Below are 13,314 nucleotides of genomic sequence, written 5' to 3'. Positions count from 1 at the left end.
GCTCCTGCGCTTTGTCCTATTACTCCTCGCCGCGAGCGTCATCATCTTCGTGTTGCTCCGCGCCGTCCCCGGCGACCCGGCGCGCGTCGCCCTCGGCGTGAGCGCAACCGACGAGGCGGTCGCGGAGCTCTCCCACCGGCTGGGCACCGACCGTCCGCTCGTGGTCCAGTACCTGGACTGGGTAGGTGGGATGCTCACCGGAAACTTCGGCATCTCCATGGCCAGCGGCACTGAGCTCGCCCCCGTCGTGGCGGAGCGCGCAGGCGCGTCGCTCACGCTGACCGTCATCGCGATGGTGTGCTCGCTGGCCATCGCGGTGCCGGCGGGCACCTACCTGGCGCGCCGCCGCGGCCACGCCGACGCCGCGCTCATCAACGCGCTGACGCAGGTCGGCATCGTGGTCCCCTCATTCCTGGTGGGCATCCTCGCCGTCGCGTGCTTCTCCGTCCGACTGGGTTGGCTTCCCGCGAACGGGTGGGGCACGCCGTCGCACATCGTGCTGCCGGTGTTCGCGCTGACGTTGGTGCAGGCATCGATCCTCACCCGCTACGTGCGCGCCGCGATTTCGGAGGAGCTCACGAAAGACTATGTGCGCACGGCAAGGGCGAGCGGGGCGTCGGTAAGCACTGCCCTGGCTCGCCACGCGCTACGCAACGCCGCGCTGCCGGTACTGACGGTGACGGGCGTGCAACTGTCCACCCTCATCGTTGGCGCTGTGGTGATTGAGCGCGTGTTTGCGGTGCCTGGCCTCGGGAGCATGCTTATCGACGCCGTGTCGACCCGCGATCTCACCGCGGTCCAAACGGTGATGATGTGCATCGTCGCGTTTACGCTCGCGGTCAACCTCGCGGTGGACGTCAGCTACGCCGCGATCGATCCGCGAACGAGACAAGCTGGGCGGCCGGGGAGGTTCGCATAATGGTGACAACGCGTAAACGCTTCGGAGCGGGGCGCACCTTCGGGCTCGTGCTCGTCGCGGTGGCAGTGCTCGCCGCGCTGCTCTCCCTGGTATGGACTCCGTACGACCCGCTGCACGCCGACCCTGCCGCTCGCCTGGTCGGCTCCAGCTGGCAGCACTGGATGGGGACCGACGAGCTCGGCCGCGACATTCTGTCTCGCATCATGGACGGCGCACGCCTCACGCTTGCGGTCTCGCTTGCCGCCGTCGCCGGTTCCGCCCTGGTCGGTGTTCCAATGGGCGTCCTCGCCGGCATGCGGGGCGCGGCAGGTCGTGGCGGCGGCGTGGTCATGGCGGGCGCGGACCTGCTGCTGGCGTTCCCCGCGCTGCTGCTGGCCATCGTCTTTACCGCCGTGTTCGGTGCGTCGATGTGGGTGGTCATCCTCGCTGTCGGCATTGCCGGCGTGCCCGGATTCATCCGCGTCGCCAGGGTCGGCACTATGCAAGTCATGCACCAGGATTACGTGCTCGCCGCACGCATCTCTGGCGTCGCCGGGTGGCGCATCGCGCTGCGGCACGTCCTCCCCAACATCGCACCCATTATTACGGTGCAGGTGTCAGTCGCGTTCGCGCTCGCAATCCTCGCGGAGGCAGGGCTTTCCTTCCTCGGCCTGGGTACCCCGGCGCCGTACGCGTCGTGGGGGCGCATGCTGCAGGCGTCGCAGCCGTTCTTGGCCACGTCCCCGCACCTGGCGCTGTGGCCCGGGTTGGCCATCGCGCTGACCGTGCTCGGGTTTAACCTGCTCGGCACCGGAACCGAACGGAGGGCACAGTGATTTTGGCGAACAGTACCGCAGACGGCTCGTCGACACCGTTCATCACCGTCGACGGGCTGACCATCCCCGGCGTCCTCGACCACGTCAGCTTTGCCCTCGAACGCGGAGAGCGGGTCGGCATCATTGGTGAATCCGGCTCGGGCAAGTCGCTCACCGCCTTGTCCATCATGGGGCTCGCCGACCAGCCCGGGCTTCCGCCTGCCTCGGGCTCGGTCACCGTCGATGGCATCGAGATGGTGGGGACCCGCGACAGGACCCGCCGAAAGATACGCGGGCAACGCGTCGCCATGGTGTTTCAAGAACCGATGACGGCGCTGGATCCCTTGACCAGGATTGGGCGGCTCGTCCCCCGCGACCTGTTGCGCCAGGTCGGTGTGGATCGCCCGGACGCGTACCCGCACCAGTTGTCGGGTGGACAGCGCCAGCGTGTCCTCATTGCGCTCGCTCTCTCGCAGGACCCCGACGTGCTCATCTGCGACGAGCCGACCACCGCGCTCGATGCAACGACGCAAACGGAGGTCCTTGATCTCATCGACTCGCTCGTCACCGAGCGAGGCATGGGGCTGCTGTTCATCTCCCACGACCTCGCGGTCGTGCACCATATGACTGACCGCACCCTTGTCTTCCACCGCGGGCGCATCGTGGGATCCGACGGGGAGTACGCCCGGTCACTCGCGCGCGCCGCGCAACCGGGCCCGCCCGCGGCAGACCCTCATGCGCACGACCGCGAGCTGCGCCAACCCGTGGTCGAGCTTGCCGACATCACACTGAACCGCGGGGCAACGCGGGCGCTCGACCGCGTCAGCCTCACTGTGCGTGAGGGCGACCGCGTGGCCATCGTCGGCGGGTCCGGCTCCGGCAAGACCACGCTCCTGCACGTCATCGCGGGGCTTTTGGCCCCGGATTCCGGCGAGGTGAGTGTGAGCAAGCGATTGCACATGGTGTTCCAGGACCCTTACTCGTCGCTGGACCCCCGCATGCGCGTGCGCGATTCCATCCGCGAGGCCGGCGTCGACGCCGAGCGCGCCGACGCGATGCTTGAGGCCGTCGAGCTCGGTGGGACGGGATCGCGGCTGCCGAACGAGTTTTCCGGCGGGCAGCGCCAGCGCATCTCAATCGCCCGCGCCGCAGCGCCGCGCCCCGGGCTCCTGCTTGCCGACGAGCCCGTCTCCGCCCTCGACGCAACCGTGCAGCACCAGGTGATCGACCTACTGCGCGCCACCGTCGGCGACGGCACGCTCATTTTTGTCACCCACGACTTACAGGTTGCCCGCGAGCTGTGCCCACGGCTGGCGGTCATGCACCGCGGGCGCATCGTCGAGCACGGCGCGACCGAAAAAATCTGGGCCGACCCGCAGCACGAGTACACCCACCAGCTCCTCGACGCGATCATCCCTTACGAGACCCCGACCGATCTTCCGTACGATGAGGACCTATGAGCCAACACAGCGCACCCCGTCCCGCCGCAACGAGCAGCACAGCGGATACCGCAGCCCCAGCCGACATTGTTGTCGTCGGCTCCGTCAACGCTGACCTGACCGTGAACGTGCCGCGGCACCCCGAGCCCGGAGAGACGCTGCTGGGCAGTGGCGGTGGCATTACCGCCGGTGGCAAGGGCGCGAACCAGGCGTGCGCGGCAGCCAAGCTTGGCGGGCGCGTGGCGCTCGTCGGCGCCGTCGGACGCGACGCGAACGCTGCACCAGCGACCGCGCTCATGCGCGAAGCTGGAGTCAACCTCGACCACCTCGAGGACGTCGACGACGTCACCGGGCTCGCCGTGATTACCGTCGCCGCCGACGGCGAAAACACCGTCCTGGTCATCCCCGGCGCAAACGCTTTGGTCGACGCAACGTTCGTGCGCGCGCACCGTGCCCCCATCGAACAGGCGCCGCTGGTCTTGCTGCAGGGCGAAATCCCGGCGGACGGGTTCGCCGAGGCCGTCAATCTGGCTCACGGGCGGGTGGTGATTAACCTTGCGCCCGTTGTCGACGTACCGCGCGACGCGCTGCTCGCGGCCGATCCGCTGCTAGCCAACGAACACGAGGCCGGCCTGATTCTGGCGCAGCTTGGCCTCGACGGCTCGGGAACCCCGCCCGAACTGGCGCAACGCTTGCTCGACGCAGGGTTCGCGTCCGTCGTGCTCACGCTTGGTGCGGCGGGCGCGCTCGTCGCCGACGCTGACGGCCTGCGCGACATTGCGAGCCCGCGCGTGACGGCGGTAGATACTGTCGGCGCCGGGGACTCGTTCGCTGGCGCCCTGTGCTTCCGGCTTGTCGCCGGCGACTCTCTGGATGACGCGGCCGCCTACGCGGCGCGCGTCGGCGCGTTTTCGGTTCAGCGCCCCGGTGCCCAGCCGTCGTACCCAAACTCCGGTGACGAGCTGCCAGGGGCTGCGCGCTAGTCGCGGATGCGGGGCACCAGAGACCAGCTCAGCAGGTGCTCCTCAACTCGCTCAAACACGCTCGTGAGGTCCTCAAATTCGTGCGCCTCGGCGGAGCTCAACTGCACTTGCTCGCGGGGAACCGGTCGTTGCATGCCCCGATCATAGCCCGCGCGCAACCGCGCGTGCACCCCACACGCACTACCGCTGCGCAGCCATCTCCAGCAGCCGCCCAATGACCTCCGTCCCGTGTCGGCGAAGGCCGTCGTGCTGGTACGTTGCGGTCTCCCACACGCTCACACCCAGCGCGTCTGCGGTGGCCAGCGACAGCTCGCGAGGTACGAAGATGTCGTCGGTGTAGACGGCTGCAACGCGTCTGCCACCCGCAGCCTCGTGCGCCGCCGCGCCGTCGTTGACGCCCGCGTACTGGTTGCCCCAATCCGTTATCTCCGCGAGTGCGTGCGCCGCGTCCTTGAACGGACGCAACGCGGGGTCCTCGTCGAACTGGAAGGGGAAGATGTGTTCGCCGGTGAGGTAGAACTCATCGTCGCCCGGCGAGGCGTCTGGGGCGAAGCCGGGCACCGTGTGCGAGACACGCTCCGCAGACCAGTTCGTCGCCCCCGGCACGGTGCCGCCGTAGATGGATTCGTGGATAGCGGCGTAGAGCGGGTTGGGAGCGAAGCTCACACGTTGGCCAACGTTGGCGAGGAAGTCGGTGCGCAGTCGGCCGTTGGGGTGGAAGGGTGATTCGAGGAGGCTCGCGAGCGTCGCAAAGCCGCCCTCGCGCCCAAGCTCAATGCCGACGGTGCGGAAGCGACGCGCGGTGAGCCGCTCGCCCGTTGGCAGGTGCTCCTCGGCAGCCTCAAGGTGGCGGCACACCTCGCGCATCGTGCGCTCTGCCTCCGGGTAGCTGCGATTGAACGCGCGGTGGCGGGCGCGCAGCTTGGCAAACGTCGCCTCGTATACCGCGTCGGGGCCCTCGCTTATCGACGCCAACCCGCCCGTAAACATCGCCACCCCGATATGTTCCGGCGCAACCGACAGGTAGTGCAGCAGGCAGAACCCGCCGAAAGACTGCCCCAGCACGTCCCAGCGCTCGATGCCGAGCTCCTCGCGGATCGCCTCCGCGTCCTTGATGATCTCCGGCGCGCGCAGCTCTGTAAGCGTATCGGCGTTGATGAGCTCGGGCGTGGCCGCGTCGACTCGCGTGGACCGGCCGGTGCCGCGTTGGTCCAGCAGCACGACCCGGTAACCGCGGCGCAGCGCCTCTTCAATCCACGCGAATCGCTCGCGTGGCGCGGGCGAGCCCGGCCCTCCCTGCAAAAACAGCAACGCGGGGGCGCCGGTGTCTCCCAACACGCGAGCGAAGACGGACCATTGGCCTCGGGTGACCTCTACAGTTGACTCCATGCCTGCGATCGTAGACACTCCCCTCATGATCCCCGCCTTCCACCGCCTGGCGCGCCGCGACCGCATCCGCCCGTACCGCTGGTGGCGCCCGCTTCTTGAGATCGCAGTTGCCGCTGCACTGTTCGTCGCACTCCAGGCAGTGTGGGTGGTCGCGTTCATTCTCATCAACGGCAAAGAGAGTATCGGTCGTATTGAGGACGGCACCCCCACATCGATGCTGGTTGGCTTCGGCGCGCTCGCGATGACGGTCCCGGCAGCGTTCGTAGCGGCGTGGTCCTCAGGGCGTGACGTGCGCGCGCTCTGGTCGGTCGAGCGACGGTTCCGGTGGCGCTACTTCCTGCCCGCGCTCGCGGTCTTTGCCGCGCCAGGCCTGCTCACGCTCGTTGCTGACATCGCCATATACGGCGCGCCCCCTGCCCCGTTGGACCCAACTTTCTTCTGGAGCGTCGCCATCGTGCTCAGCCTGGTGCCGCTGCAGTGTCTCGCAGAAGAGCTGCTCTTTCGCGGAGTGGTTGTGCAAAGCTTCGGCGCGTGGATGCGCTCGCCGTGGCTCGCATACCTACTGGCCCTGCCGATCTTCGTCGTCGGGCACACTGCGGGCGGCGGCGGCATGGTCACCATTGTGGTCTTCGCGCTCATTGCCTCGCTGTTGGTCCACCGCTCGGGCGGGATCGAGCTTTCGGTGGCGCTGCACATTGTCAATAACGTCACTGTCTCGTACGCAAGGTTTTCCGGTCTTATTGATCTGGAATCGGCGCGCGTCCTGCTGTCTGTCGTCGGCCAACTTGGCGCGTTTGCCCTCGCACTCATCGCGCTGCCGATCATTGGCAGTAAGGTTGCCCCCATGCCAACCACCGATGGCCACCTGCGAACCCTCCCCCACCCCACCGGCGACCTCCTGTTCAACTCGTCCGCCGGGCCCGAGCACGGCGGCGTGCCCGTGGTGGCGCCGTGGTTTGCGCAAACGCTGGGCCCGCAGATGCACGGGTGGGCGCGCGCCCTGCCGTGGGTCATCACCGAGGAAACTGGCGAGACCACCACTGCGGAACTCAGCAACGATCGCCTCCGCCTGATCTACACCGTTCGTCGCGGCCCCGAGCCCGCGTTCACGCTGCGTGCGGTCAATGAGGACGAGGAGTCTCGCCGTATTCAGCTCGCACTCCACCCTTACTGGGCCGTCGACACCGCGCGCGCACGCGTCACCGGTCTCGCCGACCAGCCGTACTTTGACAAGGTCGCGGGTGAAGCGCGCAGGATTGACGGCGATCTCGCATTTGGCCGGGAGGTCGACAGCGTCGTTCGCACCACCAACGACTGCATGCTTATCGACGACCACCGCGCCCTCGCCTTCCGCACCCACGGCACCGACCACGTCGTGGTGTGGAACCCAGGCCCTGAGGAATGCGCCGCCGCCGACGGGCTGCACGCGGACGACTGGACCCGCTTCGTCTGCGTCGAACCCGCGCTCCTGGGCGAAAACCGCGAAGGTGTTGAGCTCGCCCCGGGCGCGTCTGCAGAACTCTCGCTGACGGTCACTCCGACTGCTGGCAGCAGCGTGCGCGCATGACGGTACCGCTCCATCGCAGCGCCGACGCGCGCCCCGGGCGCAGTACGTGGGTTCGCGCAGCGGAGCTCGCGCTGCTCGCGGCGTTTGCCACCGCCTTCGGCGTCGCCGCCGCACTCGCCATCCAGTTGTGCAGCTCGCGCGGGATCCTGCTCGACGACCCCGCGCAGCGAGCACTCTTTGAGCCGCTGCTGATTCTCGCAGCGACGCTGCCGGCGGCGCCCCTCGCCGCCGCGTGCACCGGACGCCACCCCGCGACACTGTTGTCAACCACGTGGCGCATCAGGTGGCCCATAGCGGGGCGCGCCCTCGCCCTCGCGGTTGGTCTCTACGCTGCCGCCACGGCAGGCGCCGTCGTGTGGGCACGCGTTAGCGGGGAGCCCGCCCCGGTGAGCGAAACGCGCTCGGTTGCGATGGTGTGTGCGCTGTGCGCCGTGATCACGCTGCAATCGGCAGCAGAAGAGCTCGTGTTCCGCGCCGCGCTCCCCCAGATCATTGGCTCGGGCGCATTCGGACGCTGGTGCGCACACCCTGCTATCGCCTACGGCCTGCCCGCGCTCGCGTTCGTCGCGCTGCACACGGGCGGTGCAGGCACGCTTCTCGACGTCGCCGTGTTCGCCGCCTGCGCGGCGTGGCTGACCTGGCGCACCGATGGAATTGAGGCCGCGTGGGTGGTGCATCTGGTAGGTAACGTGTGGGTGACGGGGGCGTCGATAAGCTCCGGCCCCCTGGGCACAGTAGCGACCGTGGTATCCGCGGCGCTGATAGCCGTGTCTACCCCTCGTCGGTAGACAGGGCCGCGACGAACGCCTCCTGTGGCACCGTCACGGAACCGATCGCCTTCATACGCTTCTTGCCTGCCTTCTGCTTCTCCAGCAGCTTGCGCTTACGCGAGATGTCGCCGCCGTAGCATTTCGACAGCACGTCCTTGCGCATCGCGCGGATGTTTTCGCGGGCGATGATCTTCGAACCAATCGCCGCCTGCACCGGCACCTCGAACTGCTGGCGTGGGATGAGCTCCTTGAGCTTCTTCGTCATCTTGTTGCCGTACCACTGGGCGGAATCGCGGTGCACGATCGCGGAGAACGCATCCACGGGATCGCCCTGCAGGAGGATGTCCACCTTCACCAGGTCCGACTCCTGCCAGCCAGCCTCCTCGTAGTTGAGCGAGGCGTAGCCCTTCGTGCGTGACTTGAGCATGTCGAAGAAGTCAAAAATAATCTCGCCGAGCGGGATGATGTAGCGCAGCTCAACGCGGTCCTCGGACAGGTACTCCATGTTCTTCATCTGACCGCGCTTGGACTGGCACAGCTCCATCGTGGAGCCGACGAACTCCTGCGGCACGATGATCGTCATGTTGACCACCGGCTCGAAGACCTGCTGCAACTTGCCGCCCGGCCAATCCGACGGATTGTGCACGAGGTGCTCAGTGCCGTCCTCGGCGATCACGCGGTAGGTGACCGACGGGGCCGTGGAAATCAAATCCAGGTCAAATTCGCGCTCGAGGCGGTCGCGGGTGATCTCCATGTGCAGGAGGCCGAGGAATCCGCAGCGGAAGCCGAAGCCCAGCGCCACCGACGTTTCGGGCTCCCAAGTCAAGGAGGCGTCGTTGAGCTGGAGCTTCTCCAGGCTCTCACGCAATGTCGGAAAATCCTCCTGGCTGACCGGGAACAGGCCCGAGTAGACCATCGGCTTGACGTCTTCGAAGCCTTCCAGCGCTTCGGTGGCGCCCTTCTGCGCCCAGGTCACCGTGTCACCCACGCGCGTCTCGCGCACGTCTTTCACACCGGTGATCAGGTAACCGACCTCGCCCGGGCCCAGCCCCTTCGTTTTCTTCATGGTTGGAGAGACGACGCCGATCTCGAGGATCTCCAGGGTGGTGCCGGTATTCATCATTTGCACCTTTTGGTTCGGCTCGAGCCTGCCGTCCATCATGCGCACGTACGTGACCACACCGCGGTAGGTGTCGTAGACCGAATCGAAAATCAAGGCGCGCGCAGGCGCATCCGGACCGTGTTCCGACGTCGGCGGCGGAACGAGCTCGACCACTTTGTCCAGCAGCTCCGCCACACCCTCGCCGGTCTTCCCGGAGACGCGCAGCACGTCCTCCGGCTCGCAACCGATAATGTTGGCAATCTCCCCCGCGTACTTGTCCGGATCTGCGGCGGGCAGATCGATTTTATTCAGCACGGGGATGATTTCCAGGTCATTCTCCATGGCCATGTACAGATTGGCCAGGGTTTGGGCCTCGATCCCCTGCGCGGCGTCGACAAGCAAGATCGCACCCTCACATGCGTCGAGGGAACGCGAAACTTCATAGGAAAAGTCCACGTGGCCGGGGGTATCGATCATCTGCAGCACCGTGTCCTGGCCGGCGTACTCACCGGTCGTCGGCGTCCAAGGAAGGCGCACATTCTGCGCCTTGATCGTGATGCCACGCTCGCGCTCAATATCCATGTTGTCTAGGTACTGGTCGCGCATCTCGCGCGCAGCCACCACGTTTGACAACTGCAAAATCCGGTCAGCGAGCGTAGATTTGCCGTGGTCAATGTGGGCGATAATGCAGAAGTTTCGGATCCGCTCGGGCGAAGTAAACGTCTCTTCCGCAAAATTTTTCGTAGTGGCAGCCATAGTTTCACCATCCTACCGGGCACAACCCAGGCGAAACCACTTGTCCCGCCCACCGCGAGCGCCTAGAGTGTCCAGCAACACGGACGGAAGGTTCAGCAGCGTGGAATCACACGGAGACCCCACCCCTCAGGGCGACAAGCCGCGCCTGGTCAAAAGGCCCAGAAGCTTTCAACCGCTGAACAAGATCAAGGCGACAACGTCCAAGCTGATCAGGCGCAACCGCGGGAGCAAAGACGAGCACCGCGTAGGTTCGCTGGACCAGGGGCTCGCGTTACTCAACGAGCGCCTGGGGACCCGCAACCCGGCGCACGAGCCCCGCACCGCCACCTACGTCACGGTGAGGCCGACGGCGCACCTGCCGCGCAACATTTACTACGCACCCGATATGGACGGCAACGCGGAACCCGGCGAGGTTGTCTGGGTCACCGTCCCCTCGCACCCGCCACGGCAACGCTCGATGCTGGTCGTCGGCCGCGAACGCGGTGAAGTTCTCGGCTTGCTCATCTCCTCCGAAGCCGAGCACGCCAGCGACGAACGCTGGCTGGGCATCGGTGCCGGCGAATGGAACGCCTCTGGAAAACCCTGCTGGGTACGCCTGGATAAGACAATGATCGTGCCGGAAAGTGACCTGCACCGTTCCGGCACCATCATCCCGCAGCGCCGATTCGAGCGTGTAGCCAACCGCCTGCGCGACAGGTTCGACTGGGAGTAGCGCACGTTTTGGGGTTTCTCCTGCTGAGCTGCTAGGTTTGAGTGGTTGTTTCAGCCCGGGGCATTTCGGGGCTTGCTTGACGACGCGGTCAGGACCTTGGGTCCGCGTAGACCAACGCACGGCGCACGCCGACGAGGGTCGCTACAGCCAGGCAGTTTCTTCCCCGCTTCCGGGAGATCGACACGAACCGATCCGTTTTTACGAAAGACCAAGAGGTACATCATGGCAAACATCAAGCAGCAGAAGAAGCGCGTTCTCACCAACGAGAAGCGTCGTCTGCGCAACAAGTCCATCCGTTCCGCCACTCGCACCGAGATCCGCAAGTTCCGCGAGGCTGTCGAGTCCGGCGACAAGGCTGCCGCAGAGGCTCAGCTCCGCGTGGCTTCCCGCAAGCTTGACAAGGCTGTGACCAAGGGCGTCTACCACCGCAACAGCGCGGCGAACAAGAAGTCCAACATGGCTACCGCCCTGAACAAGATGGCGTAACTGACGCTGAGCGTCGTCGCTCCCGCCCCGGCCGCAAGGTCGGCGTGGGAGCTTTTCCATATTCGCGCACGGGAGACGCAATACTTGCTCCCAGGTTGGATTACGATTGCCGGGTGATCATTTCCCAATCGTCCAATCCCCGAGCGCCGCGCCTGCCACGATCGTGGCGACGAACGATGAGTGCGGCCGCATTGACCACGACACTCGCCCTCAGCACCGCGGTTCCATTCAGCGAGGATGACGGCTTCCTTGCTGTCGCCTCCGCGGATACCCATGTGGAGAGCCGCCCGCAGGACGCCTCGGGCAGCATCCTGCCTGCCACGAATGCGTCGCTCGCAGAAGAGCTTCTCAAGAGCCCGCCACGCGGCCTGAACGGAGCTTTTCCTCAGCTTCCCGGAGTAGATCCGGTGGTGGCGCAGCGCATTGGCGTCCTCATCGCACTCATCGCGGTACTGGGCGTTGCGATTCCGATTGTGGGCACCGAGGGGTCGTCGAAGAACACCGCTCCCGACGGTGACTATGAAGGCGGAGGATCGCTCCAACGTCGCACCGTGCAGGCAGGCGGTAGAACCCGCGCGTTCAACGTCGTACTGCCCGCCCACTATCACCAAGGCGATGCCTACCCGGTCATCATCGCCTTTGGCGGTTGGCAGCATTCTGCTGAGCGCTCGCGTGAATACATGCGACTGGAATCGGTCGCTCGTGATGCAATCATTATCTATGCGCAAGGAATTAACAATGCTTGGGGCGGCGCTCCATACGCTGACACGACTGTGGACAACGACATCGACTTCGTGCGTGCCGCGATCGATGACGTTGCGACCAACTTCGGTGGCGAGCGGGACCGTGTTGCTGCGATCGGGCTATCCAACGGCGGCGGCATGGCTGCCGCGTTGGCGTGCCACGCACCGGAATTGGTCAAAGCAGTTGCTTCGGCTGCCGGTGCGTATTACGACCCGACCGTGAGCAACTGCACGTCCGGCGACGTGGCGACGCTCCTGCTAGACGGGACGAACGACGACGTCGTGGGGTATTTCGGCGGAACCCGACACGGCGCGCACTTTCAAGCCGTCGACCGGGTGTTTGCTACGTTTGGCCGGAAGAACGGTTGCTCGACGCAGCTCATTGAAACCCCCGGAGCGTTTTCCACCAGCTTTGAGCCCACGACTTGTCTCACGCCAACTCGGCTTGAGCGCGTCGACGGTGGCGGCCACACGTGGTTTGCCAGCCCAGACGCGACGACGGAGTCCGTCAATTTCGTCCTCAATGAGCTCTAACGCGGCATCATAGTGGAGCTGCGGGGACTTGCCGCAGCCTTGCGCGTTACTGCCCCAATGCGAGTGCGCCGCGTAGAAAGAGCACAACACCGACGACGAAAAAGAAGCAGCCAGCGCCGATGTCAATGAAGGGGCCTGCCCCTAGCATCCGGCGCCGGACGCGCTCTGTAGAAATGACCTGGGTATACGCCGCAAACAACGCGAATGAGCTCAGCCACAGCGCCAATATAACGACAACCGCCGTCAGCGCCGAAGGGTGCGCCGGCAGTAGCGGGGCGATCATCGCTGAGAGGCCGAGAACAATTTTCGGGTTCGCCAGGTTCGTGGTCAGTCCTCGGATGTAGCTGGACCGTGGCGTGCCGAGTCGGCGTGCAGCCTCAACCGTATTTGGAGGAGGCTTCCTCCTCTCTGCCCAACCGCTACGTACGTTGCCGATCCCCATCCATGCCAAGAAAGCGCCACCCAATACCTGCACGGCCTCGAGTGCCCACGGAAATGCATTGAGGAGCGCAGTCGCACCGATCACTGTCAACGTGCACCACAACAGCACCCCAGTTTGCGTCCCCAGGGTCGTGGCCCACGCATGGGTGCGCGACCGAGTCCCTGTCCGCGTAATCAGAATGATGTCCGGCCCCGGTGATGCCGCACCCAGCAAGTTTAGGCCGACGATGACAGCCAGGTCCCCGAACCCGATCATGCGGTCGGTCCCAGCAGATCTTCGCGGCCAAACATACGCGCAGTTTCCCGCGCTGAAGGCTGCCCTGCCTCTGGGCTCGCGTCGGCGGCAAGCAGCACGCTCACCATGTCCTCGTCGCCTTGAAACACCGCGCCGGCGAGGATGCTCTGGCCGCGGGAGTTGAGGCGTTCAACATCTGCGCCTCGGTCGAGCAAACCACGGACCACATCCACATGCCCTGAATAGGCGGCGAGCATGAGCAAGCTATTGCCGTCCTGATTGGACAAATTCACATCCACTCCGGCGTCAACGTAGTCCAAGAGCGATACGTCGCCGGAACGTGCCAAGTTGAACATCTTGGTGGCGAATTTCCGCACTTCCTCGGGAATTTTCTCGTCTTGGTGGGCAGGATTGCTCGTGCGCTCACTGGTCATACCGAAAAAC

Annotated in this window: 14 protein-coding genes; 9 read left to right on the top strand and 5 right to left on the bottom strand. The window is 65.6% G+C overall.

The window, feature by feature from the left end; translation table 11 throughout:
• Positions 1-4 precede the first annotated feature (4 nt).
• The 4 genes from CKJ84_RS07655 to CKJ84_RS07640 are packed head-to-tail and all read left to right on the top strand — an operon-like array spanning position 5 to position 4,135.
• Positions 5-919 carry an ABC transporter permease gene (locus CKJ84_RS07655; protein WP_173783198.1) on the top strand — a complete coding sequence of 305 codons (915 nt, stop codon included), beginning with the start codon at positions 5-7 and terminating at the stop codon, positions 917-919.
• Positions 919-1,734 (top strand): ABC transporter permease, encoded by an 816-nt coding sequence (locus CKJ84_RS07650; RefSeq protein WP_095546514.1) that lies wholly within the window; start codon positions 919-921, stop codon positions 1,732-1,734. Before CKJ84_RS07655 ends, CKJ84_RS07650 begins: the two co-directional genes overlap by 1 nt.
• A 2-nt stretch (positions 1,735-1,736) precedes the next feature.
• The gene (locus CKJ84_RS07645; protein WP_233125590.1) at positions 1,737-3,173 is read left to right on the top strand and encodes an ABC transporter ATP-binding protein; all 1,437 of its coding nucleotides are present in this window, start codon (positions 1,737-1,739) and stop codon (positions 3,171-3,173) included.
• Complete coding sequence (locus tag CKJ84_RS07640) at positions 3,170-4,135, top strand: ribokinase (RefSeq protein ID WP_095546513.1); 966 nt, start codon at positions 3,170-3,172, stop codon at positions 4,133-4,135. The genes CKJ84_RS07645 and CKJ84_RS07640 overlap by 4 nt, the downstream gene beginning before the upstream one ends.
• Here the strand turns inward: CKJ84_RS07640 and CKJ84_RS12365 are convergent.
• Together CKJ84_RS12365 and CKJ84_RS07635 are read right to left on the bottom strand one after the other, a co-directional pair.
• Complete coding sequence (locus CKJ84_RS12365; protein ID WP_198949261.1) at positions 4,132-4,269, bottom strand: hypothetical protein; 138 nt, start codon at positions 4,267-4,269, stop codon at positions 4,132-4,134. The two genes, CKJ84_RS07640 and CKJ84_RS12365, sit on opposite strands and share 4 nt — an antisense overlap.
• Positions 4,270-4,315: 46 nt before the next feature.
• Positions 4,316-5,524 (bottom strand): alpha/beta fold hydrolase, encoded by a 1,209-nt coding sequence (locus tag CKJ84_RS07635; protein WP_233125588.1) that lies wholly within the window; start codon positions 5,522-5,524, stop codon positions 4,316-4,318.
• On the opposite strand from CKJ84_RS07635, the gene CKJ84_RS07630 reads away from it, so the two are divergent.
• Together CKJ84_RS07630 and CKJ84_RS07625 are read left to right on the top strand one after the other, a co-directional pair.
• Complete coding sequence (locus tag CKJ84_RS07630) at positions 5,523-7,091, top strand: type II CAAX prenyl endopeptidase Rce1 family protein (protein ID WP_095546511.1); 1,569 nt, start codon at positions 5,523-5,525, stop codon at positions 7,089-7,091. The two genes, CKJ84_RS07635 and CKJ84_RS07630, sit on opposite strands and share 2 nt — an antisense overlap.
• On the top strand, positions 7,088-7,879 hold the full coding sequence (locus CKJ84_RS07625) for a CPBP family intramembrane glutamic endopeptidase (protein ID WP_095546510.1): 792 nt from the start codon (positions 7,088-7,090) through the stop codon (positions 7,877-7,879). Before CKJ84_RS07630 ends, CKJ84_RS07625 begins: the two co-directional genes overlap by 4 nt.
• Here CKJ84_RS07625 and lepA read toward each other — a convergent pair.
• Entirely contained in the window at positions 7,863-9,719 is a 1,857-nt protein-coding gene (gene lepA, locus CKJ84_RS07620; protein ID WP_095546509.1) for a translation elongation factor 4, read from the bottom strand. The two genes, CKJ84_RS07625 and lepA, sit on opposite strands and share 17 nt — an antisense overlap.
• 100 nt (positions 9,720-9,819) lie before the next feature.
• Between lepA and CKJ84_RS12225 the strand changes: the two genes are divergently transcribed.
• From CKJ84_RS12225 to CKJ84_RS07605, 3 genes are all read left to right on the top strand, one after another.
• Positions 9,820-10,431, top strand: a complete 612-nt coding sequence (locus CKJ84_RS12225; RefSeq protein WP_233125587.1) for a type II toxin-antitoxin system PemK/MazF family toxin — start codon at positions 9,820-9,822, stop codon at positions 10,429-10,431.
• Between the two features lie 222 nt (positions 10,432-10,653).
• Complete coding sequence (gene rpsT / locus CKJ84_RS07610; protein WP_095275464.1) at positions 10,654-10,917, top strand: 30S ribosomal protein S20; 264 nt, start codon at positions 10,654-10,656, stop codon at positions 10,915-10,917.
• A 191-nt stretch (positions 10,918-11,108) separates the two neighbouring features.
• Positions 11,109-12,194 (top strand): PHB depolymerase family esterase, encoded by a 1,086-nt coding sequence (locus CKJ84_RS07605; protein ID WP_233125585.1) that lies wholly within the window; start codon positions 11,109-11,111, stop codon positions 12,192-12,194.
• Between the two features lie 46 nt (positions 12,195-12,240).
• Here the strand turns inward: CKJ84_RS07605 and CKJ84_RS07600 are convergent, their stop codons facing one another.
• Positions 12,241-12,891: a LysE family translocator gene (locus CKJ84_RS07600; RefSeq protein WP_095546507.1), complete on the bottom strand. Its 651-nt coding sequence runs from the start codon at positions 12,889-12,891 to the stop codon at positions 12,241-12,243.
• On the bottom strand, positions 12,888-13,304 hold the full coding sequence (locus tag CKJ84_RS07595) for an ankyrin repeat domain-containing protein (RefSeq protein ID WP_095546506.1): 417 nt from the start codon (positions 13,302-13,304) through the stop codon (positions 12,888-12,890). Before CKJ84_RS07595 ends, CKJ84_RS07600 begins: the two co-directional genes overlap by 4 nt.
• Positions 13,305-13,314 lie beyond the last annotated feature (10 nt).

The organism is Corynebacterium sp. NML 120412, assembly GCF_002285155.1.
Taxonomy (GTDB): Bacteria; Actinomycetota; Actinomycetes; order Mycobacteriales; family Mycobacteriaceae; genus Corynebacterium; species Corynebacterium gottingense.
Note: the sequence above shows the minus strand (reverse complement) of the source record. Positions and strands in the feature narration are given on the sequence as shown.